This is a genomic window from Orenia metallireducens, from assembly GCF_003001995.1.
GTDB classification, from domain to species: Bacteria; Bacillota; Halanaerobiia; order Halobacteroidales; family Halobacteroidaceae; genus Orenia; species Orenia metallireducens_B.
This window is the reverse complement of the sequence record NZ_PVNB01000001.1, coordinates 17,491-40,270: the sequence shown is the minus strand read 5'-3', so window position 1 is coordinate 40,270 and position 22,780 is coordinate 17,491. Positions and strand designations below refer to the sequence as shown.

The following is a 22,780-nucleotide window of genomic DNA, read 5'->3' as shown; positions in this document are numbered from 1 at the left end:
ACTAATGTAGGCTGCTTTCTTATATGCAATTATTGGGCTTGTTGACAATTTAATAGGGGATTGTTATTATTAATAATTAATAAATAGTATTAATATAGGGTTTAGAGAGAATATGTGATATAATAATTGTACACTAGAATAAAATAAGAGTATTTTTACTATAAATGAGGTGGCCTATGAGCAGAAATATAAGAGAGATTATAATTATTCTTTTATTTATGATGTTAAGTTACTCTTTTTTCTCTGGAGAAGTTGTGCTGGGCGCGGATATTGTAGAAAAACTACTAGTTTCTAAGAATTTAAGTGTAGCAATAGGGGATATATATGGTTTCTTTTTAGAGAATGAATTGCTATTTAATAGGATAATGAATTTAATGGTTATGATTAATTTGTTATTATTCTTATTTTTAGCTAAATTTTATAAAGATTATAAAGAAAATTCAGTAGATAAAAAAGAATTGAGTAAGAAATTAAAAGATCAAAATCTTCTATTAGATGATATAAATATACATGTTTGGACCTTTAAGGATGAAGAGACTTATGGACTAGTAAATAAAGCACATGCAGAGTTTATAAATAAGAGTAAAGAGGAGATAGAAGATCAGAATATATATAATATCTATCCTAAAGAGGAAGCTGAAAGGTCTATTAAGTGTAATAGTAGAGTCTTTAGAGAAAAGGTAGAGGTTTACACAGAAGAGATATATAAAGATAAGAATGGTGAAGATAGAATATTAGCTATAACTAGAACTCCAAGATTGGATGAGATAGGTCAAGTAGATTATCTTATCTGTTCTGCTGCTGATATAACTGCTCATAAGATGACAGAAGAGAAGATTAGAAGTATGACTTATTATGACTCCTTAACTGGACTATATAATAGAAGATATTATGAATACATCTTACCTAAGCTAGATAGAGAAGACAATTTACCTTTAAGTATAATTGTAGCCGATTTAAATGGTCTAAAGCTGGCTAATGATGTCTTTGGTCATGAAGCTGGGGATAGGCTTTTAAAGACATCAGCTAGAATTTTGAAGGATTCTATTAGAGGTGAGGATGTAGTCATTCGGTGGGGAGGAGATGAGTTCTGTGCTCTTCTTCCTAATACTGGTGCAGAAGAGGCTCAAATAATTATTGAAAGGATTAAGAGTAATTGTTTGAGATATGACCTCTCACCTTTCTCTCCAAATATTGCTTTAGGGACTGCTACTAAATATACTATGCTAGATAGGGTTGAAGATGTATTTAATAAGGCAGAGGATAGGATGTATAAGCAGAAGTCAGAAGAGAAGAATAATATTAATAATCCTATCTTATCTTCTTTGATAGAACGATTTTTAAATAATGGATATGAGGAAGAGGAACATTTAGTTAGAGTTAGAGAACTCTCCCTTAAATTTGGAAATAAGCTAGGGCTATCCGATAATTTAATTCATAAGCTGTTTTTATTAGCAGAGTTTCATGATATAGGAAGATTAACAGTCTCCTCAGGAATATTACAAAAAAGAGGAGAGCTAAATAAAGGAGACTTAGAAGAGTTAGATAAGCATATTGAAGCTGGTTATAATATAGCTAAAAACTTTAAAATTTTAAACCCAATCTCTGAACTTATCCTTTATCATCATGAAAATTGGGATGGGAGTGGATATCCTATAGGATTAAGAGGAAAGGAGATACCATTATTATCAAGGGTGTTAAGAATTATTGATGCTTATGATATAATGGTCAATGGTAGACCTTATAGACAAGCAATCTCTAAAGAAGAAGCAATTAAAATATTAAAAGCAGGAGCAGGGGCTAAGTATGACCCTGAACTGGTTGATGAATTTATAGAGATGATAGAAGATAAGCAAGAAGTTAGGAGTAATAAATGGGAAGAGATAGATGAGTAGAAGCTAAGACTCTTAGTTAAATGTAAGCTTACATTTAATTAGGAGTCTTTTTAAATCTAGTTTAATCTGCTGGCTGGTCAAGTATAACTATTAATCATCTCACATAAAAGTATATAAAGTATTTATTTGTTTTCTTTTGTGATTATAGTTATTGATTCTTTAAGGTGAGGTGATAAGATGAATTCAATTGTTCTAACAACAGCCATTGGCCTGTTAGCAGGGATGTTGGGAACGGGTTTGGGAGGAGTTGTTACTTTTTTTTGGCGAAAGCCCACTAATAAATCGGTTAGCTTTTTATTGGGAGTTGCAGGTGGAATTATGTTAGCCATTGTAATGGTTGATTTAGTTCCAGAGTCTATTCATCATAGTAGTCTAGCTTATGCAGTTAGTGGATTATTACTAGGTTTTATCCTATTAAGTATAACCAGTAAATTTTTTAGAAAGTATATAAAAGGAGAGGAGTATATTCATACAGGAGTATTACTGGGTTTGGGTATCTCTATGCATAACTTTCCAGAGGGTTTAGCCATTGGAGCAGGATATATTGCTACAGCAGAGCTTGGTTTTGGTTTGGCAATAGTGATGGCATTTCATAACTTTCCAGAGGGTTTATCGATGGCAACCCCAATGAATGTAGGAGGGTGGAGTCCTATTAGAATCTTTATAGCTACACTTTTGCCTGGGATACCAATGGGGATTGGAGCTTTTTGTGGGTCTTTGATAGGCTATATCTCCCCAGAGTTCTTATCGGTTACTTTAGGCTTTGCAGGAGGAGGGATGTTATACTTAACCCTATTTGAGCTGATACCTAGCTCTTATAACTTTGACTATGGTCTAGATGCAACCTTAGGAATAATAGTAGGACTGGGGACAGGAGCTGTTTTGACATTCTTATTTTAAAGCCACTTAATACTAAATTAAATCTCTTAGAATATAATAGATCTTTATAATAGTTGAATAGTCTTTATATCATATATGAATTGGGGTGAATGTATGCGAAATTTTAAAGTGCTTGTGATTATATTTTTATTAGTAATATTGGCTTTTATGCAATTTTATTTACCACAATCAATCTCTCAAAGGCTGACCAGTACTTTAAAAGAAGAGGTGGATAAGAGTGATAGATTAGAAGTAGATATTGACTCTTTTCCCGCGATAGAGTTATTGCTAGGTAGAGTTGATAATTTGAAGTTTAGTGCAGATAATCTGATTATAGATTCATTACCAATCAGTAATTTTGAAGGGGAGTTTAAAGATTTAAGGGTTAAGAAGGTAGATGGTCAATGGCTGGTAACAGGAGGGGAGAATACTTACCTTAATTTGAAGTTCTCAGAAGAAGAACTGAATCAATATCTTGCTAGTAGAGAGGAACTTGACATATTTGATAAATTTAAGATGGAGCTTTTAAAGAATAAAGTAATGATGGTAGGGGATATACAATTTTTCAATGCTACTGTAAATATTCAATTAGCAGGTAATTTTGTAGTTAAGGATAAAGATACTATTGTTTTTAGCTCTGATGAATTGGCGGTGCAGAATATTATTATCCCTAAAAGTTTGATTGAACAGCTTAAGGATAAGTTACAATTTGAGATTGATTTTGCTGATTTACCCTTTCCTGTCAAGATTGAGCAGGTCAAATTAGAAGAAGATAGCTTGGAGATTTTGGGGGAGAACAAATAGAATTCAGTAACGAGTGATGAGTGACAAGTGATGAGAAGAACTTCTTACTCGTTACCCGTCACTTGTCACTGATTACTAAAGTGTCGCAATCTCTCCATAAGGTCTTATTTTAAATTCACAAAACTATATCAGTGATTGAAGATTTTAGATGATTCCTGTATAATATAGTTTATGACCAACTGGTCAAACCTTTATAATCTACTTTTAAACTTGATTTATTGATAATAACTGCTTCTAGTGATAAGAGTTAATGAAGGTATAAGTTTAATGTAACAGATATAAGTAACTTCAAAAAGTAATTATAAGAAGCTAATAAACTATAAGATAGAAGGGGTAATATGGAGAAGAGAAAAAGTTTGTATCAACTTGCAGGGCCAATTTTTATTGAGATTTTATTATTTATGCTACTTGGAGTAGCAGATATTTTTATGTTAAGTCAATTTGATGATAGGGCTGCTGGTGCTGTAGGAGCATCTAATCAGGTGATTGCTAATTTGAATCTGATATTTGTTATAATCTCTGCTGGTACAGCAGTATTAGTAGCCCAGAATGTTGGGGCAAAAAGAAAGGATGAAGTAGAAAGAGTAAGTGCTATATCTCTTGCTGTGAATTTGATAATAGGTATAATTATAAGTATTATCATGATCTTTTCTGGAGATTACATATTACTTAAAATAGGGCTGACTTCAGATTTAATGAAATATGCTTCTGAATATATTACAATTGTAGGTGGAGCCTTATTCTTTCAAGCAATATTAAATACTTTGACTGCCATTATTAGAAGCCATGGTTATGCTAAGCAGAGCATGATTATAACTGTTATTATGAATATTATAAATATTTTTGGTGATGCAATCTTCATTTTTGGTCTATTTGGAGCACCAGTTTTAGGGGTTAAAGGTGTAGCAATTGCTACTACTTTTAGTAGAATTTTTGCAACTATTGTGGCTTTTGTCTTCTTATTTAAGAAGTTACTACCTCTAACTATATTTTCTCATTTAAAAGAGAGACCAGTTAGAGTACTTAAGAAATTATTTAAAATAGGCTTTCCATCAGCAATGGAGAATATGTCTTATAATTTAGCTCAGACAGTTCTGATGACTATTATATTGGTTAATTTTGGTGAAATGTCCTATATAACTAGGACTTATGCTTGGATGATAGGTTGGTTTGTAATGTTATTTTCGATAGCCATCGGACAAGCAAGTCAAATAATGATTGGACACTTAGTTGGAGCCAATGAAATAGAGCAGGCATATGAGACTGGACTTAAGAATTTTAAAATTTCTATGGTTTTTACAGCAATAGGTAGTATATTTATATTCTTTTTTGGGAAATATCTCATTGGATTTTATACAGATAACTCTGAAATTATCATATTGGGCACCTCAGTTTTGATGATAGATGCTTTTCTAGAGCCAGGAAGGAACTTTAATGTTGTGCTAATTAATACTTTAAGAGGAGCAGGTGATGTAATATTTCCTGTAGTAATGGCGATTATCTCGATGTGGGGAGTTGCAGTCTTGGGTGGATACTTCTTTGGAGTAGTCTTGGGCTATGGACTTCCTGGGATTTGGCTGGGAATGACCTGTGATGAATGGATTAGAGGTATCTGTATGTTCTTTAGATGGCGGAGTAGAAGATGGACTAAGAAATCAATGGTTGGGTGATAAATGACCAGTGACGAGTAGAGGTTTTTTATCATAACTCATTACTATTTAAGAAGGATCTCTATAAATTATCAATGTGATTTATCTCATATTAATCTCTTAAATAGTATATTATAATTTAATTATAGTAATTGACGTCATCAATTATTGACTCCCTTGTTTTTTATATAATATATTTGAAAATAGTAGCTGCTGGCAGCTACTATTTTTGTTTTAATAGGAAGTTATTTAATTCTTCAACCTCTTTTCTTACCTGCTGTATACACTCATCAGCAGTGAAGAACTGATAATTTGAATCGATAATAGCTAGTGCTCCTTTAATACTTGCTCTTAAATTAAAAATAGCGATTTGATAGTCTGCTCTGACACTCTTTTTTATATCAGGTTTAATTTGAGATGCTAGTCTAAGAGCTAAGGATGAATTTTTAGCTATCTCTAAGGGGATATCGATTATCAGCTGAAGGGTCTGTAGATCTTTAAATTGCTTCTGCTGATTGAGTTTAAAGGCTTGAACATCTCCATCTATAGCTTGAAGAAGGTTCTTTTCTATCTGCTCTAGTTTTTCTAAATCAATTGTTATTTTACTGACTTTAGAGGCTAATTTGAGCAGGGATACTCCTAATAGAGCAGTGGTAGCAATTGTTGATCCTCCAGCTGGAACAGGTTCTTCTGTACTTGAAATCAATTGGCTGAACTCTTGAATAGATTTCTCTATAATAATTTTAATCAACTCCTTATATAGATTCCTTGCAGCTATTATATAATAGCTCAATAGCTGAGTAAATAGATAAATATGATTTCTGGTAAATTATCACTCTGAATGTGAGTTATATCATATAAGTTTAGTTTTAATAAATTTATAATATAGATAAGAAGAGTAAAAATTATTTAAAGCTATTAGAAAGTAAGTAGTAAATAAAGTTAAAACTAGATTATTTATATATATAAGGAGGAAATTGAAGCTTTTATCCTGTAATTAATAAATAGGAGTGTATTATCTATGAATTCTGTATAAATAATTATCTAGTTTTATGTATCAAGCTGAAAGATCAAATACATAAATTATTTAGGGGGGATTTTTAATGTCAATGTTCTGTTATCAATGTCAAGAAGCAGCAGGTGGAAAAGGCTGTACTGTCAGAGGTGTCTGTGGTAAGACTGATACTACAGCAAACCTACAAGATTTATTAATCTATTTGCTTAAAGGGATTTCTGTTTATAGTACCAAGGCTAAAGATCTTGGAGTTGAAACTCCAAAGGTAGATACCTTTGTAATGGAAAGCTTATTTATGACAATTACCAATGCCAACTTTGATAATGATGCTTTTGTAGAGCAGATTAAAGAGGCTTTAGAGTTAAGAGATGAGATTAAAGCTAAAGCAGAAACAGCAGGTGCAGAGTTTGCTGATCTGTATGAAGGAGCTACTTGGAGTGGGACAGAAGATGAATTTTCAGCTAAGGCTGAAGAGGTTGGAGTCTTACAGACAGATAATGAAGATGTGAGGTCTTTAAGAGAATTGATTACTTATGGTGTTAAAGGATTAGCTGCTTATACAGAGCATGCTTATAATCTAGGCTATGAAAACCAAGAGATTTATGACTTTATGCAAAAAGCATTAGCTGCAGTAACTGATGATAGTTTGACAGCCGATGATTTAGTAGCATTGACTTTAGAGACTGGTAAGTTTGGAGTAGAAGGTATGGCTCAATTGGATAAGGCTAATACAGAGACTTACGGTAATCCAGAGATTACAGAGGTAAATATCGGAACTAGAAGCAATCCAGCTATTCTAATCAGTGGTCATGACTTGAAGGATATGGAGCAGTTATTAGAGCAGACAGAGGGGACTGGAGTAGATGTTTATACTCACTCTGAGATGCTACCGGCTAACTATTATCCAGCATTTAAGAAGTATGATCACTTCGTAGGGAACTATGGTAATTCATGGTGGAAGCAGAAAGAAGAATTTGAAAGCTTCAATGGACCAATTCTATTTACAACTAACTGTATAGTGCCACCAAAAGGCAATGCTAGTTATAAAGATAAGATCTTTACAACAGGTTCTGCTGGTTTAGATGGGGCAACTCATATCGAGGCTGATGAGAATGGTAAGAAGGATTTCAGTGAGATTATCGAGTTGGCTAAAAAATGTGATGCACCTCAAGAGATTGAAAATGGAAAGATTGTGGGAGGATTTGCTCATAATCAGGTCTTAGCACTAGCTGATAAGGTGGTAGATGCAGTTAAATCTGGTGCTATCAAACAATTCTTTGTTATGGCTGGTTGTGATGGAAGAATGAATAGTAGAGATTACTATACTGAATTTGCTAAAGAGCTGCCAGAGGATACAGTTATCCTAACAGCAGGCTGTGCTAAATATAGATATAATAAGCTTGACTTGGGAGATATTGGAGGAATTCCTAGAGTCTTAGATGCAGGACAATGTAATGACTCATATTCCTTAGCAGTAATTGCGATGAAGCTGCAAGAGGTATTTGAGCTAGATGATATCAATGAATTACCTATCTCCTATAATATCGCTTGGTATGAGCAGAAAGCTGTAATTGTATTATTAGCTCTATTATACCTAGGGGTTAAGAATATCCACTTAGGACCAACATTACCAGCATTTTTATCTGAGAATGTAGCTAACGTCTTAGTTGACAAGTTTGGTATTGGAGGAATTAGTGAGGTAGAAGAAGATATTGAAATGTTCATGCAAGGATAATTTCATATAAATAATCTGAAGTCTATCCTCTTGGGATAGACTTCTTAATAATAATTAGAGAGGAGTTTTTTTAAAATGAATATCTATGACTTTGCTATTGATTTTGAACAGGAAAATAAAGACTATTATGAGGAATGTGCTAAGCAGACAAGAGATAGTAATTTAAAGAGGATCTTTAATTATTTGGCTAAGGAAGAGAGAAGGCATGAAGAGATTGTTAAGAAATTAAAGCAAGAAGAGGAAGTTGCTGAGATAGAGTCTGATATTTTACCTAAGGCAGCAGAGGTCTTTAAAGAGATAGCTAAGGATATCTCTGTCAATAGTGAAAAGCCAGTTCAAGAGGATGTCAATCTCTATAGAAAGGCTGTAGAGATGGAACGGAGTAGCTACAACTTTTACCAACAAAAAGCTGAGGAAGTTGATAATCCTGTAATTCAAGAAGCCTTTTTAAAATTGGCAAAAGAAGAGAAACGACATGAAATCATTATGGATAATATTGTAGAACATCTAGAAAGACCTCTAAACTGGATTGAAGATGCAGAGTTTAATCATTTAGATGAGTATTAGAGAGATTAACATATGGAACACCAAAAGTAGATTAAAAGATTAAGGTTAAAAAAACCTTAATCTAAATTCGCCTCTGTTCGTGAAATTGGTGGCAAAAATTATTTGATTTAATCTTTAAATAACTTCAATTAGAATAATTAACCTTAAAGATTCTCATCCTAATTACAAGGATGAGTTTTTTTATTGATTATATACAAATGGGGGATTTTATGAAGCGGTTCCTAGGTTTAATTATCATAATTGGATTAATCTCTGCTACATTCTTAATTACTAAGCGGCATCAAGTAGAGAGTAGTAATAGGGATGTAGAGTTGGTAATAGATTATAGTTCATTAGCAGAGAAGGAACAGATTGACTTACTGATAAAGCTTAAAGATTTGGGGGTTAAGTCAGTAGCCTTAGAACAAGAGAGTTTAAGGTCTTTAGAAGCAAAGAATAGAATAACTTATTATTCAGGTAGGGAGCTTAATTTTCTTAGCAGATTTTTATCTCAAGATAAGGACTTCGATATAGATAGGTTATATATTATGGGAGATAATGAAGTATTATCAAGACTTAAAGATTTATTAGTTACTAGGTTAGGGGAAGGTAGAGTTGAGCGAAGCGGTGATTTTTTATTAATCTCTGATTGGAAGGATAAGTATTTGGATATTCCTCTTTACTTTGATAGTGAGGTGCTAGCTAAGCTAAAAGGATTGGGGTTTAATTTAATTCCTCGTATAGCTGCTGATAATTCAGTGGAAGAGTTTAGAGAGATAATTAATAGGCTGCCTCATTTTGACAAAGTAATCTTTAGTGGAGATAATGTGGTTGCTTATCCCAAAGAGCTTGCAAAGACAGCTAAAATTCTAAAGACAAATGGGATAACTTTAGGTATAATAGAGCCTTTTATTGCTTATCAGCAAGGGGCAAATCAGTTAGCTAGAAATATTAATTTAAATGCTGTAAGGGTACATAGTTTACAGCAAGAAGAATTAGCAAAGCTTGGTATTGAGAAGACGATTGACCGCTACTTTAAAGCGGTTTATGAGAGAAATGTCAGAGTTCTATATTTAAAGCCTTTTGATGAAAGAGCAGATACCATCAAGGTTATCAAGGGATTAGCAGAAAAGCTGCGTAAATCTGGTTACCACTTGGAAGTAGCACAGCCTTTTAAAGAGCTAGAGGATAACAAAAGATTAAAGCTAATAGTTGGACTATCTCTGATAGCAATAATTAGCCTACTGTTAACCTTTTACAGTTCCAAGTTAGCTTATCTTTGTTTTGGATTGGGCGCATTAGCTTTAGTTGGGCTTTATATCTTTAATCAACAATTAACCTTAGAGTTGATAGCTTTAAAAACTGCAATCATCTTTCCGCTAGTCACTTTTATCTATCTTCTTAATAGAATCAAGGGAGAAGGAACTTTAATTAATTGCTATAAACTCTTTATAAAGGGGACTATGATGACCATTAGTGGAGGAATTTTAATACAAGGGCTTTTAGTAGATAGAGAATATCTCTTACAGGTTGCCCAATTTAGAGGGATAAAGTTGGCTTTTTTACTACCTTTAATTTTAAGTACAATTTATTACTTATATTTTAAATATGGTAATTTAGAAGATTTAAAGCAGGATATAAGTAAGCTGCTTACAAGAAAGATAAGTATACAGGATATAATTGTAGTTGCTGTTTTAATTATTGGAGGAATTATTTACTTGAGTAGAACAGGGAATAATCCAATAATTCCAGTGACTAGCTTTGAGATACAGGTTAGAAAGCTATTAGAAGATATCTTGGTGATTAGACCAAGATTTAAGAGTTTTTTACTGGGACACCCTTTATTAATTTTGGGCATTTATCTCTCCTTTAAAGAGAAAAGGTATCTATGGTTGCTATTATTAGGATTGATTGGGCAGATTACTATTTTAAATACCTTTTCTCATCTGCATACCCCCTTTATTGTCTCTTTATTTAGAGTATTGATTGGAGTGGGATTAGGGGGGGTTATTGGGGGGGGGTTAGTTTGCGTAGTCAAATTAATCTCAAGATATAGGGATAAATCTTTATTTTAGTTTGATTTGAAGCTATCGGTTAATGGGTATATTGCGACAGTTTTTCTTTTTTGTTTTTTTAACAATATCTTAGTGTTAAGCTTTGCTCAAAAACCTCTGCTTTATTTTAGTTTAGGTTTCGCCTAAACGGCGAGTTACGTTTTTCCTTGATGAAAAAGTAACCAAACCTACAGGTTCATAGAACCTTCCGTGGCAAAAACAGCCCAATCAATAAGAAAATTAAACTTACTCAGCAATCAGAGTACTAATTATTATCATTAATCAGATTCTTTAATCAAAATTTAATTAAACTCTAAATTTCAACTTAATTTTTGCTTCGTTCAAACATTAATTTTCTTAGATTTAAAAACCTTTAAAATCTTTTAATTATCCATTCTCCATTTTAAGAAAGTGTCGTAATATCTCTCTATTATACTGTTTTTTAAATTATCAACTATACACTGTCTCTATGAGTCTACAGTACAAGACTCTTCGTGTAAAGCACTATCAACTCACAAAGGGAAGTGAGACAATGAAAAGAGTAATCTTATCTGGATATTATGGATTTAAGAATGCAGGTGATGAGGCAATTTTAGCTGCATTAATTGATAACTTACAGAGAAGTGGAGCTGATATCGAAATTATTGTACTCTCAGCAAATCCAGAGTGGACAAGGTCGGTACATGGGGTTAAGGCTATCGGCAGAACAAATATTACAACTTTAATTCATTATCTCAAGGGTGCTGACTTGTTTATTAGTGGTGGAGGTAGTTTGTTACAAGATGTAACTAGTAATAAGACTATTCCTTATTATCTGGGGATTATTCTATTGGCTAAACTCTTTAAGGTTCCAGTCTTCTTCTGTGCCCAAGGTGTTGGTCCAATTAATCATGCCTTTAATCATCATTTAGTTAAAGAGGTTTTAAATAGAGTTGATTTAATCACTGTAAGAGATATAGAGTCTAAAGAGTTATTAGAGGAGATAGGAATAAGAGAAGCTATACATTTAACTGCTGACCCTGTCTTTGCTCTGCAAAAATCAAATCAAGAGCGGATAGAAGAGATTTTTAATAGAGAAGAAATAAAAGTTGAAGAGAATATACTTGGGGTATCACTAAGACCGTGGCAGGATAATAGTTACTTAAGGCAGATGGCTAAAATCTTAGATGGATTAAAGGAGAGGTTAGATATCAATATTTTATTTATTCCTCTCCATTATCCTGTTGATGTAGAGGTTAGTAGAAGGGTGGCTGAGTTGATGGAGAATAAAATAGAGATAATTAATAACAGTTATACCCCTCAAGAGTTATTAGGACTGATGGGAGAGGTTGAGATGTTGCTAGGTGTAAGGTTACATTCATTGATCTTTGCTGCTATAAATCGAGTGCCCCTTGTTGGAATATCATATGATCCCAAAGTCGATAGTTTTCTCAATAGATTAGAATTATCAGCACTAGCTAAGATTGATAATTTAGATATCTCAAAAGCCATAGATGAAATTGTTGGAATTTGGGATAAAAAAGAAGATTTGCAGAAGGGAATAAAGAAAAAAATTAATAATTTAGAAGGACTAGCCCATCAGAATATAGAACTATCATTAAGGATTCTAGGTGATAATTCATGAGAGATAGAGTAGATATTTTAGGAGTATTAGTAGATAAAGTTGCTCAAAAGGAGGCTTTAAATAGAGTCAAGTCCTTTATAGATTCTAAAGATAGCCATATCATAGTTACCCCTAATGCTGAAATGATTATTAGAGCACACCAAGATGAAGAGTTAAGGCGGATTCTAAACTCTGCTGATTTGGTTATACCTGATGGGACAGGGGTAGTACTGGCTTCTAAGTTATTAGGAAACTCTTTAACGGAAAGGGTTACTGGGATTGATTTGGTGAAGGAATTATTAGAAATTGGTAGTAAAGTAGGTTATAATTTTTATTTCCTAGGTGGTGCACCAAAAGTAGCCCAGGAGGCTAAAGCCAAGGTAAAAGAAAAGTATCCTAACTTAGATATTAGAACCCATCATGGCTATTTAGATAGAGCCTTGGAAGCTAAGGTTTTAGAAGAGTTAGAAAATACTAAGGTTGATATATTATTAGTAGGAATGGGAGTACCTTTGCAGGAAAAATGGCTAGATAAACATTTAGCTAATTTAGAGATTCCAGTAGGTATTGGAGTTGGTGGTACCTTTGATATCTTAGCTGGCAAGAAGAAGCGTGCTCCAAAGATGATACAGAACTTTCATCTAGAATGGTTGTATCGACTACTACAGGAGCCTAAACGTTTGGGTAGAATGTCGGCATTACCCCAATTTATCTATGAGATATTTCAAGAGAAGCTTAAAAAATTAAATAAGTTAAAGTAAGTAAGGGTGTTGATGATGAGAAAACAGACGATATATGATTATTTTTGGATTACAATCGGGTCAATAATTACAGCAGCAGGGTTAGTAATGTTCTTAATTCCTAATAAAATTGCAGCTGGAGGGGTAAGTGGACTCTCTACAGTAATCTATTATCTCTTTGGCTTGCCTGTGGGGATGGTCAGTTTGGCTATCAATATTCCCCTCTTTATCATTGGGGTTAAGGAGATGGGGGCTAAATTTGGGATTAGAACCTTGTATGGAATCTTTCTACTCTCTTTTGGGATAGACTTGTTGAACCCTTATCTACCAGTTTTAACCCATGATCCTTTATTGGCATCTATCTATGGTGGGGGAGTAAGTGGTTTGGGTCTTGGACTGGTATTTAGGTCTAAAGGGACTACTGGAGGAACTGATTTAGTAGCCCAATTGATCAATAAATTTACTGGAATCAGTGTAGGTAAGAGTTTAATGATTATAGACTTTTGTGTGATCGCTCTAGCAGGAATAGTCTTTAATGCAGAGATTGCCCTGTATGCTTTTATTGCTATGATGATTACTGGTAAAGCAATTGATATAGTGCAAGAAGGTCTAAAGATCTCTAAGGGTACCTTCATTATCTCAGACTACTCAGAAGAGATTAGAAAGAATATCTTGGAGAAGATGGATCGTGGAGTTACTATTTTAAAGGGAAAGGGTGGTTTTACTGAACATAATAAGGATGTCCTACTCTGTATTATCAGCCGTTCAGAGGTCTCTGATTTAAAGAGAATAGTACATAATATCGATGAGAATGCCTTTGTAATTATTACTGAAGTCCATGAGGTATTGGGCGAAGGATTTAATGAGAATGCTTTTAAAGATTGAAATATAGTGACGAGTAATGAATAATGAGTAATGAGTAACGATACTTGTTTGCTAGTAAATTGGATATATTAAAATTAAAATACATTGAAAAATAAACTTTGGTATGATATTATTAAGTTGTCAGACGTCATACAACATATATAGGAGGAGAAAAAATGGATAATAAAGAGTTAGCAGCTATGATTGATCACACTATATTGAATGCTGATGCCTTAGATAAAGATGTTAAGTTAAAATGCCAAGAGGCTTTAGAGTATCGTTTTGCTTCTGTTTGTGTTAACCCTTCCTTCGTTTCTTTAGTTAATAAGGAGTTAGAAGGTAGTGAAGTAAAGGTCTGTACAGTAATTGGCTTTCCACTAGGTGAGACGACAACTGAGACTAAGATCTTTGAGACTAGAAATGCAGTCAAAAATGGTGCTGATGAGATTGATATGGTAATTAATATTGGTGCGATTAAATCAGGTGCTTGGGATATTGTCAGAGATGATATTAGAGCAGTTGTAGAGGCTACTAAAGGAAGTGCAATAGTTAAAGTAATTATTGAAACTTGTTACCTAACTGAAGAAGAGAAGGTCAAGGCTTGTCAAATAGCAAAAGAGGTAGGAGCAGGTTTTGTTAAGACGTCTACTGGATTTGGAACTGGTGGAGCAACTGTTGAAGATATAAAATTGATGAGAGAGACTGTTGGTCCTGATATGGGAGTCAAAGCATCTGGCGGGGTACGAAGTAAAGAGGATGCCTTGAAGATGATTGAAGCGGGAGCAACTAGAATTGGAGCCAGCTCTGGAGTTGCAATTGTAACTGGTGATAAGGGAACAAGTGACTATTAAAATTAAATAAATTAATAAATAAAAGTGATATCCTAGGATATCACTTTTATTTATTAATTTTGCAAAATTCTTGACAAAGACAATTAGATATATTAAAATTATAATGTAAGATGTCAGACGACTTACCTTTACCAATTTTTAATAATTAAAGTTGTTAGAGGTAAGTTTTTTATTTCAACTCACTTATTTAAGTGAGTGGGTGGGAGAGGGAAACCAAACTAGAGGGAGGCAACACAATGAGTCAGGTTCTAATCTCTACATTATGTGGATTGTTAGTAGGAGCTTTATTCTCTTTCTTAAAGTTACCTGCACCAGCTCCGCCTAATTTAGCAGGAGTTATGGGTGTTGTAGGTGTCTATTTAGGTTTAGTATTAAGTAAAAGTTTATTTTAAAAATTAAACTTTATGATGATTATAAGAATATAGATTAAGACCAAGGAAATTTTGACTTAATGTAAAGGCATATCTTAAGAGGTTAGACGTCTGATAAGATAATAGTTATTGTAGTGGCATAAATTTTATAGCCACAGATTTCTCAGATATCCAATTTAATAAGCTGACGTCTAATAATCAATAACTATTAATAAGCCTCTAATTTCATTTAAATTATAAACTAGAGGGGGCTATTAATATGTCAAGGTTAATTGGTGTAATTGGTATGTTTGTCTTAATTGGTATTGCTTATCTAATTTCTGAAGATAGAAAGAAGATTGATATCCGTCCAGTAATCGGTGGTCTATTATTACAATTGGCATTTGCTTTTACAATTTTGAAGTTACCTATCGGAAAGGTAGCCTTTCAAAAATTAAGTGATTTTATTGCTACAATTTTAGGATTCTCAACAAAGGGTGCTGAGTTCTTATTTGGTTCTCTAATGAGCACAGGATTTAGTTTTGCACTCTCTGTTATTCCTACAATTATCTTCTTCTCATCACTTATGTCGGTATTATATTACCTAGGTGCTATTCAAAGGGTAGTAGAATTTATGGCTAAAATTATGAAGAAGGTAATGAATTTAAGTGGTGCAGAGTCTTTATCTGCAGCAGCAAATGTCTTTGTTGGGCAGACAGAAGCTCCGTTGGTTGTTAAGAGATTCGTGCCGAATATGACCCGTTCAGAGCTAATGGCTTTAATGTCAGGTGGGATGGCTACTGTAGCTGGTGGTGTAATGGCAGGGTATATTGGAATGGGAATCGATGCTGGGTATCTATTGGCTGCTAGTATCATGTCAGCTCCAGCTGCTTTGATGATGGCTAAGATTGTTGTGCCAGAGACAAAAGAATCGGTTACTTCTGGAGAGATGAAGGTAGATATTGAAGTAAATAATGCTAACGTAATCGATGCTGCTGCTGAAGGGGCAAGTGAAGGTTTGAAATTAGCCTTGAATGTAGCTGCGATGTTACTTGCTTTTGTATCAATTATTGCTTTGATCAACTATCCATTAAGCTATCTTGGTACAAGCCTAGAGCAGATTTTAGGTTATATCTTTGCACCATTATCCCTAGTAATGGGTGTTCCTATGGCTGAAATTACTGAAGTAGGGAGCCTATTAGGACAGAAGATGGCATTAAATGAGTTCGTAGCTTATACTCAGTTGTCTGAAATGATTAAAGAGGGAGTATTATCCCACAAAGCGCAATTAATTGCTACCTTTGCCTTATGTGGATTCTCTAACTTCTCCTCAATTGCTATTCAAATTGGTGGACTAGGAAGTTTAGCACCAGAGAGAAGAGGAGAGCTGGCACAACTAGGTGTAAGAGCATTAGTAGCAGGTTCTTTAGCAACTTATATGACTGCTACAATTGCGGGGATTTTAATGTAATAGAATAGATTATTTGGAGGGAACGGTATGTACCGTTTCCTCTTTTGATATAGACTATAAATAAATTGTTTTAGGTTTTATAATATGAGTATATTAGGACAGTTTTTCAAATATATAACGAATAATTAAAAGGTCTTAAAGTAGGGTTTGGTCGAGACCAGGCCCTACAAAAAGATTAACATTTATAAAATAATGAAAGTGTCGCAATCTCTCTCTTAAGTTTTACTTTAAACAATATAGATTAGGCATAAAAAAATAGATAAAGGTAAAATTAAATTTAGGAGGTGCCTTATGCAAAGAATTGGTGTGTTAACAAGTGGTGGTGATGCTCCAGGGATGAATGCTACCTTGCGAGCTGTGGTGAAGGCCGGTACATATCATAATTTAGAGGTTTTAGGAATCGAGGCTGGCTATATTGGACTTCTAGAGAAGAGGTATAGAAAGTTAGAAATATTAGATGTAGAAGAGATTGTCAGCTATGGGGGCACGATAATCAAGACTGGTAGAACCAAGGAGTTTCAAAGTGAGACAGGTTTTAAGAAGGCATTAGCTAATATCAAAAACCTAGAGCTAGATGGATTGGTGGTAATCGGTGGTAATGGTTCAATGAAGGGAGCGCAAAAGTTAGTAGATGCAGGAGTGAAGGTAATAGGTGTACCTGGAACCATTGATAATGATATTACAGGAACAGATTATGCTATTGGCTTTGATACTGCTTGTAATATCGTTACCGAGACAGTCGATAGAATTTTAGATACTGCTACCTCGTTAGTAGGAGATACTCCTCGGGTCTTTGTAATTGAGGTGATGGGTCGCCACTCTGGGGAGATTGCCATGAACTCTACCTTAGCAGGAAGTGTAGATGGACTATTAATTCCTGAGCTAGAGATAGATTATGATGAGGTTGCTGATAATTTAAAGAGAAAGTTTGAAATCGGTAAAAATTATGGGATTATTTTGATGGCTGAAGGTGTAGGAAAGGTTGATGATATTAGTAGAGAGCTAGAGATGCGCTTAGGGTATAAGATCAGAGAGACCTTGTTGGGTCATCAACAACGTGGTGGACGTCCAACGTTCTTTGATCGGGTCTTGGCAAGTAAGTTAGGAGCAGAGGCGGTTAATCAACTGGTTAAAGGAGAAAATGCTAAGATGGTGGGAATAAAGAATAATAAGGTAGAGGTAACTGACTTAAAAGTAGTAAATAATAGTGATAAAGAATTTAATGATAAGGATTATAAGTTAAATAGAATACTTTGTTATTAGTCATCTAAATTTAGAATGAAAGAATAGAAAGATAAAGCGACGCTTTATCTTTCTAGTTGACGGTTGACAGTGTACACTGTACAGTTAAAATAACTAAAGCCAAACCTTTATAAACTGTACTCTATGAATAGTTACATAGATTTTAAATATTCTGACTTAAGGGTTTAACTGTCAATCGTCAACCGTAAACTGTCAACTAAAAAAGTGTTGCAATATCTCCATTAAGTTTCACCTTAAGATGGTTTCTATACTGTATAGAAACCATCTTATTTAATTTTTGGATTAGAATAACTCATTTAATTCTAATACTTTTTGAGCTGCTAGATCATCAGTAATAAGAACATTAATATGCTTGCCTCGTAAAGCACCTAAGATTGTTCTAGCTTTAATTTCTCCTCCTGCTACGCCAATTACGGTATCGATTTTCTGTAAATCTGCTAACTCAATTCCAATGATATTATTATGCTCTTCTAAATCTGCTAATTCACCATTAATATTATAATGATGAGCACAGATGTGTCCAACTGCTCCTTTATAGCGTAAGTTTTCTAAAGATTCTTCTTTAAGATATCCCTCCCATAAAGCATTAGGAGTAGAGTTATTTAATGCACCAATTCCAGTTAAGATTATATCTGCTCTATGAGCAAGAGCCATAGTTTGAATTATTGCTGGTTGCTTAATTAAGGCATTGTGGGCAATATCATCCTTAATAAATAAAGGGGCATATAAATAGTAATAATTGCCCCCGTAAGCAGTAGCTAGGTGTCTGACTAAGTCTGGAGCATCTATAACTGGATTGTTAGTGGCTGCAGCACCAATTACTTGAACAACTTTAATAGGTAATTTTTTAGAAGGATTTAAAGATTTAACAACATTATACATTGTTTTTCCCCAAGAAATACCTAAGATAGAATCGGCTTTCAAGATATTGTCTAGATAGTCTGCTGCTAATACTCCTAAGCCCTTTAGTATTTCGTTATAATGGAGTTCTTTACTATTTAAAACTCTAACTTGATTTAACTCAAAAGTTTCTAATAGTTTATTTTCAGTTTCTAAGGAACGTGCCCAAGGGTAGTTAATATTAATTTCTACAACGCCTTCTTCTTTTGCTTCTTTTAGCATTCTAGAGATTTTTGAACGAGAAGTATGAATTCGCTTAGCAATTTCTGATTGAGTAAGTTCTTCTTCATAGTATAATCTAGCAACTTCTGCTAATAATGTTTTTCTTTCAGTCATATTTATCCCTTCTTTCATATGTTTTTTGATACAATCAGAATGATACCCTTCCACAAATGAAAAATAATTTCACATATTCTCAATATAACTTTATCGTATATTTGCTTTATTGTCAATTATTACGTTTTGTTTATGAAAGGTAAGATTATAAGTATTATATATAAATTAATCTGCTCACCAGAAGGTATGATTGATAATGAAAAGATGTTCAAATCAACTGAGAACATGTGCAATTTTTATAAAAGTGTTGATTTAGTTTTGTGACTTTGGTAAACTAAGAGCAAGATAACATTTGATTAAAAAGCGAACATATGTTTGAGGTGTGATTGAATTTATAATAAAGAGAGGAGAATGAAGAATGGCTAAATATGACGTTAAAGAAATTACAAAAGAAAAGTGGTTAATGGATAATTTTCCTGAATGGGGAACATGGCTGAATGAAGAAATTGAACAAGAGGTTGTTAAGCCAGGTACATTTTCTATGTGGTGGTTAGGTTGTACCGGTATCTGGGTCAAATCTGAAGGAGGTGCAAATATATCTATTGACTTCTGGACTAAAAGTGGAAAGAGAACTAAAAAGAATAAATTAATGAGAGAGCAACATCAACATCAAAGAATGATTGGATGTGTAGCACTTCAACCGAATTTAAGAAATGTGCCTTGTGTATTAGATCCATTTGAAATCAGAGAAGTAGATGCAATTATGGCGACACATGACCATGGAGATCATATTGATCCATATGTAGCTGCAGCAGTATTAGAGAACTGTGATAAGTCAGTTAAGTTTATAGGACCAGAAGCTTGTGTTGAATTATGGATTAGTTGGGGAGTACCTGAAGAAAGATGTATTACTGTAAAACCAGGAGATACAATTAAAATTAAGGATACTGAAATTGCAGCTTTGGAATCCTTTGATAGAACAGAATTAGTAACAGCTCCAAAAGGAGTTACTTTAAAAGATAAAATGCCTCAAGAAATGGATAGATTAGCTGTGAACTACTTAATTAAAACTCCAGGAGGAAATCTTTATCATAGTGGAGATTCACATTATTCTAACTATTTTGCTAAACATGGCAATGAACATAAAATTGATGTAGCTCTAGGATCTTTTGGAGAAAATCCTAGAGGGATGACAGATAAGCTAAATGCTGCTGATATCTTAAGAATGGCAGAATCTTTAAAGACTGAAGTTATAATTCCTATTCATCATGATATTTGGACTAATTTCATGGCAGACCCTAAAGAAATAACAACTTTGTGGGAGATGAAAAAAGATAGATTACAATATCAATTTAAACCATTTATTTGGCAAGTAGGAGGTAAATTTACTTGGCCAGCAGATAAAGATAGAATGGAATATATGTATGATCGTGGATTTCATGATGCTTTTGCAATTGAGCCTGATTTACCTTTCAAATCTTTATTATAATAAATTATTTAAATTTAAAGAAAAAATTATAAGTTTAAAGTAAGCTTTAATGATGTTTATTCTTATACCCAATAAGAGTATCTTAGTGTGGATACAATAAGAAATAGTTATTTAAAAAGTAAAATAGGTTAGAATAAATTTTTTATATTTTATTTCTGCCACATATATAAGATGACCCCCATAAGTATTACAAGAGAATATTACTTTTTGAGGTCAATATTTGTTATAATGGTCAGATAGAATTAAATGTTATGGTAATTTTCTTTATACTAAAACTATTAAACGGTTAGTAGTTGATACTTTTATATATAGAACATGAAAAAGATTTTTAATTAGAATGTTTTATATGCTTTTGAACTTATTCACACTTGCCTACAAGTTCAAAAGAACTTTTCGTGGTTATTGACTTCTTACGAGTCTAAATAAGGCTCTCCATGGTCATTATGCTTTATTAAAAAGATTATAAAGCATAATTTCCCCATTAAAAAATTGTGAAGCCAATTTTCCCACTAATCACTGACACTATGAAAACTGAAATTTTTTTCAGTTTTTATATAGTATCTTTAATTAATGATGAAAGTTTTATCTTTTACTAACTCAAAATAAAACATAACTTAGGGGGAATGTAGATATGTCAGTAATGTATAAATTTTTTGAATTGTTTACTAACAACATTTTAACTCAGCCTCATTTTTTCATTGGCTTACTTGTTTTTATTGGATATGCATTATTAAAAAGACCACTTTACGAATCCTTTGCGGGCTTTATTAAAGCGGCTGTAGGTTATTTGATTTTAGGAGTTGGTGCGGGTGGCTTGGTTGTAACTTTTAGACCAATTCTGGCTGGATTAAATGGTAGATTTAATTTAAATGCAGCAGTAATTGACCCTTATTTTGGGTTAAATGCAGCTAATTCAGCTATAGAAAGCATTGGCTCTACTACATCTTATATGATGATTGCTTTATTAGTTGGTTTTGGCTGGAATATGTTATTAGTTCTCTTTAGAAAATATACTAAAGTTAGAACTTTATGTATTACTGGTCACATTATGATTCAGCAGGCTGCAACTATCACATGGTTAGTTTTCCTTTCTTTTCCTCAATTTAGAAATATGCAAGGGGTGATTTTAACTGGTCTGTTGATTGGAACGTACTGGGCTGTATTTACTAACTTAACTGTTGAACCGGTCAAAGATTTAACTGATGGCTGTGGTGGATTTGCTGTAGGGCATCAGCAGATGTTTGGTGTCTGGCTTGTTGATAAATTAGCTCCTAAGATAGGTAATAAGGATAAAAGTATTGATAACCTTGAATTGCCAGGTTGGCTTGCTATATTTAATGATAATGTAGTAGCAACTGGGACATTAATGCTTGTTTTCTTTGGTACTTTAATGGTGATTCTTGGAGCTCCATATCTTCGTGAAATTGATCCTAGTTTTAAAGTTAGCACTGCTTTTCCAACTTATATAATTACTAAGTCATTAAAATTTGCGGTTTATTTACAAATTTTGATGTTAGGAGTAAGAATGTTTGTTGCTGAGTTAACAGAATCCTTTCAAGGAATTTCAGAGACAGTTCTTCCAGGATCTGTACCAGCTATTGACTGTGCAGCTGTATATAGTTTCTCATCTCCTAATACAATCTTATTTGGGTTTATCTTTGGGCTTATAGGACAATTAATTGCAATTGCAGGATTATTAGTCTTTAAGTCACCAATTATGATTATTACAGGATTTGTTCCAGTCTTTTTTGACAATGCTACACTGGCTGTTTTTGCTAATAAGAAAGGTGGAATTAAAGCTGCAGCAGTCTTAACATTCTGTTCAGGAATAATCCAAGTTCTTGGTGGAGCCTTTGCAGCTGCATATTTTAAACTTTATAAGTTTGGTGGCTGGCATGGTAATTTTGACTTTGATACATTATGGCCAGTAATAGGTGTTGCTATAAATAAATTAGCATTACCAGGTGTATTTATTACTATCGTATTAATGTTAGTTATTCCACACTTACAGTATCGTCGTGATACTAATAAAGAAGAGTACTTTGAGGTAATTGCATAGTTAAAATAGATTTAAAATAAAAAAGGGGTTGATAAAATGAGAGTAGTTGTAGCCTGTGGTAATGGTATGGGAACAAGTCAAATTATGAAGATGAAGGCTAAAAAAGTATTTAAAAAATTAGATATTGCTATTGATATAGATCACATGAGTATAGGGCAAGCTAAAACAGCTGCTAAAGATTATGATGTAGTAATCTGTTCTGAAGCTTTAACTTCTAATTTTAATATAACTAATAATAAGACTAAATTAATTGGGTTAAAAAATCTTTTGTCTGAAGCTGAAATGGAAGAAAAGATTAAAGAAACCTTAGATATTTAATAGATTAAAAGTGATAGAG

The 22,780-nt window shown here is 33.3% G+C and carries 19 protein-coding genes; 17 read left to right on the top strand and 2 right to left on the bottom strand.

The window, feature by feature from the left end:
- The first annotated feature begins 176 nt into the window (after positions 1-176).
- The 4 genes from BX659_RS00170 (at position 177) to BX659_RS00155 (ending at position 5,248) form a co-directional block, all read left to right on the top strand.
- Positions 177-1,895, top strand: a complete 1,719-nt coding sequence (locus BX659_RS00170) for an HD domain-containing phosphohydrolase (protein WP_172431812.1) — start codon at positions 177-179, stop codon at positions 1,893-1,895.
- A 177-nt stretch (positions 1,896-2,072) separates the two neighbouring features.
- Positions 2,073-2,795 carry a ZIP family metal transporter gene (locus BX659_RS00165; protein ID WP_097016614.1) on the top strand — a complete coding sequence of 241 codons (723 nt, stop codon included), beginning with the start codon at positions 2,073-2,075 and terminating at the stop codon, positions 2,793-2,795.
- A gap of 147 nt (positions 2,796-2,942) precedes the next feature.
- On the top strand, positions 2,943-3,578 hold the full coding sequence (locus BX659_RS00160) for an LmeA family phospholipid-binding protein (protein ID WP_258176073.1): 636 nt from the start codon (positions 2,943-2,945) through the stop codon (positions 3,576-3,578).
- Positions 3,579-3,916: 338 nt separating this feature from the next.
- A complete protein-coding gene (locus BX659_RS00155; protein ID WP_097016616.1) occupies positions 3,917-5,248 on the top strand; it encodes an MATE family efflux transporter in 1,332 nt (443 codons plus the stop codon).
- 202 nt (positions 5,249-5,450) lie between these two features.
- Here the strand turns inward: BX659_RS00155 and BX659_RS00150 are convergent, their stop codons facing one another.
- Entirely contained in the window at positions 5,451-5,978 is a 528-nt protein-coding gene (locus BX659_RS00150) for a cyclodeaminase/cyclohydrolase family protein (protein ID WP_172431813.1), read from the bottom strand.
- Between the two features lie 352 nt (positions 5,979-6,330).
- Here BX659_RS00150 and hcp point away from each other — a divergent pair, with 352 nt between their 5' ends.
- The 10 genes from hcp to BX659_RS00100 all read left to right on the top strand — a co-directional run bounded on the left by hcp (position 6,331) and on the right by BX659_RS00100 (position 17,719).
- Positions 6,331-7,977: a hydroxylamine reductase gene (gene hcp / locus BX659_RS00145; protein WP_097016618.1), complete on the top strand. Its 1,647-nt coding sequence runs from the start codon at positions 6,331-6,333 to the stop codon at positions 7,975-7,977.
- Positions 7,978-8,052: 75 nt separating this feature from the next.
- The gene (locus BX659_RS00140) at positions 8,053-8,544 is read left to right on the top strand and encodes a ferritin family protein (RefSeq protein ID WP_097016619.1); all 492 of its coding nucleotides are present in this window, start codon (positions 8,053-8,055) and stop codon (positions 8,542-8,544) included.
- Positions 8,545-8,753: 209 nt separating this feature from the next.
- Complete coding sequence (locus BX659_RS00135) at positions 8,754-10,598, top strand: DUF5693 family protein (protein ID WP_097016620.1); 1,845 nt, start codon at positions 8,754-8,756, stop codon at positions 10,596-10,598.
- Positions 10,599-11,109: 511 nt separating this feature from the next.
- Positions 11,110-12,201: a polysaccharide pyruvyl transferase CsaB gene (gene csaB, locus BX659_RS00130; RefSeq protein WP_097016621.1), complete on the top strand. Its 1,092-nt coding sequence runs from the start codon at positions 11,110-11,112 to the stop codon at positions 12,199-12,201.
- Positions 12,198-12,941 (top strand): WecB/TagA/CpsF family glycosyltransferase, encoded by a 744-nt coding sequence (locus tag BX659_RS00125; protein WP_097016622.1) that lies wholly within the window; start codon positions 12,198-12,200, stop codon positions 12,939-12,941. Before csaB ends, BX659_RS00125 begins: the two co-directional genes overlap by 4 nt.
- A 15-nt stretch (positions 12,942-12,956) precedes the next feature.
- Positions 12,957-13,805, top strand: a complete 849-nt coding sequence (locus tag BX659_RS00120) for a YitT family protein (protein WP_097016623.1) — start codon at positions 12,957-12,959, stop codon at positions 13,803-13,805.
- Between the two features lie 155 nt (positions 13,806-13,960).
- Positions 13,961-14,635, top strand: coding sequence for a deoxyribose-phosphate aldolase (deoC, locus tag BX659_RS00115; protein ID WP_097016624.1), 675 nt, complete (start codon positions 13,961-13,963; stop codon positions 14,633-14,635).
- A gap of 236 nt (positions 14,636-14,871) precedes the next feature.
- Positions 14,872-15,027: a XapX domain-containing protein gene (locus tag BX659_RS00110; RefSeq protein WP_097016625.1), complete on the top strand. Its 156-nt coding sequence runs from the start codon at positions 14,872-14,874 to the stop codon at positions 15,025-15,027.
- Positions 15,028-15,265: 238 nt separating this feature from the next.
- A complete protein-coding gene (locus tag BX659_RS00105) occupies positions 15,266-16,456 on the top strand; it encodes a NupC/NupG family nucleoside CNT transporter (RefSeq protein ID WP_097016626.1) in 1,191 nt (396 codons plus the stop codon).
- 291 nt (positions 16,457-16,747) lie between these two features.
- Positions 16,748-17,719 (top strand): ATP-dependent 6-phosphofructokinase, encoded by a 972-nt coding sequence (locus BX659_RS00100; RefSeq protein WP_097016627.1) that lies wholly within the window; start codon positions 16,748-16,750, stop codon positions 17,717-17,719.
- A 282-nt stretch (positions 17,720-18,001) separates the two neighbouring features.
- Here the strand turns inward: BX659_RS00100 and BX659_RS00095 are convergent, their stop codons facing one another.
- Entirely contained in the window at positions 18,002-18,955 is a 954-nt protein-coding gene (locus BX659_RS00095; protein ID WP_172431814.1) for a sugar-binding transcriptional regulator, read from the bottom strand.
- Between the two features lie 358 nt (positions 18,956-19,313).
- Between BX659_RS00095 and ulaG the strand changes: the two genes are divergently transcribed.
- The 3 genes from ulaG (at position 19,314) to BX659_RS00080 (ending at position 22,761) form a co-directional block, all read left to right on the top strand.
- The gene (gene ulaG, locus BX659_RS00090) at positions 19,314-20,384 is read left to right on the top strand and encodes an L-ascorbate 6-phosphate lactonase (protein ID WP_097016629.1); all 1,071 of its coding nucleotides are present in this window, start codon (positions 19,314-19,316) and stop codon (positions 20,382-20,384) included.
- Between the two features lie 631 nt (positions 20,385-21,015).
- Entirely contained in the window at positions 21,016-22,443 is a 1,428-nt protein-coding gene (locus tag BX659_RS00085; protein WP_097016630.1) for a PTS ascorbate transporter subunit IIC, read from the top strand.
- A gap of 36 nt (positions 22,444-22,479) precedes the next feature.
- Positions 22,480-22,761 carry a PTS sugar transporter subunit IIB gene (locus tag BX659_RS00080; protein WP_097016631.1) on the top strand — a complete coding sequence of 94 codons (282 nt, stop codon included), beginning with the start codon at positions 22,480-22,482 and terminating at the stop codon, positions 22,759-22,761.
- Positions 22,762-22,780: the final 19 nt, after the last annotated feature.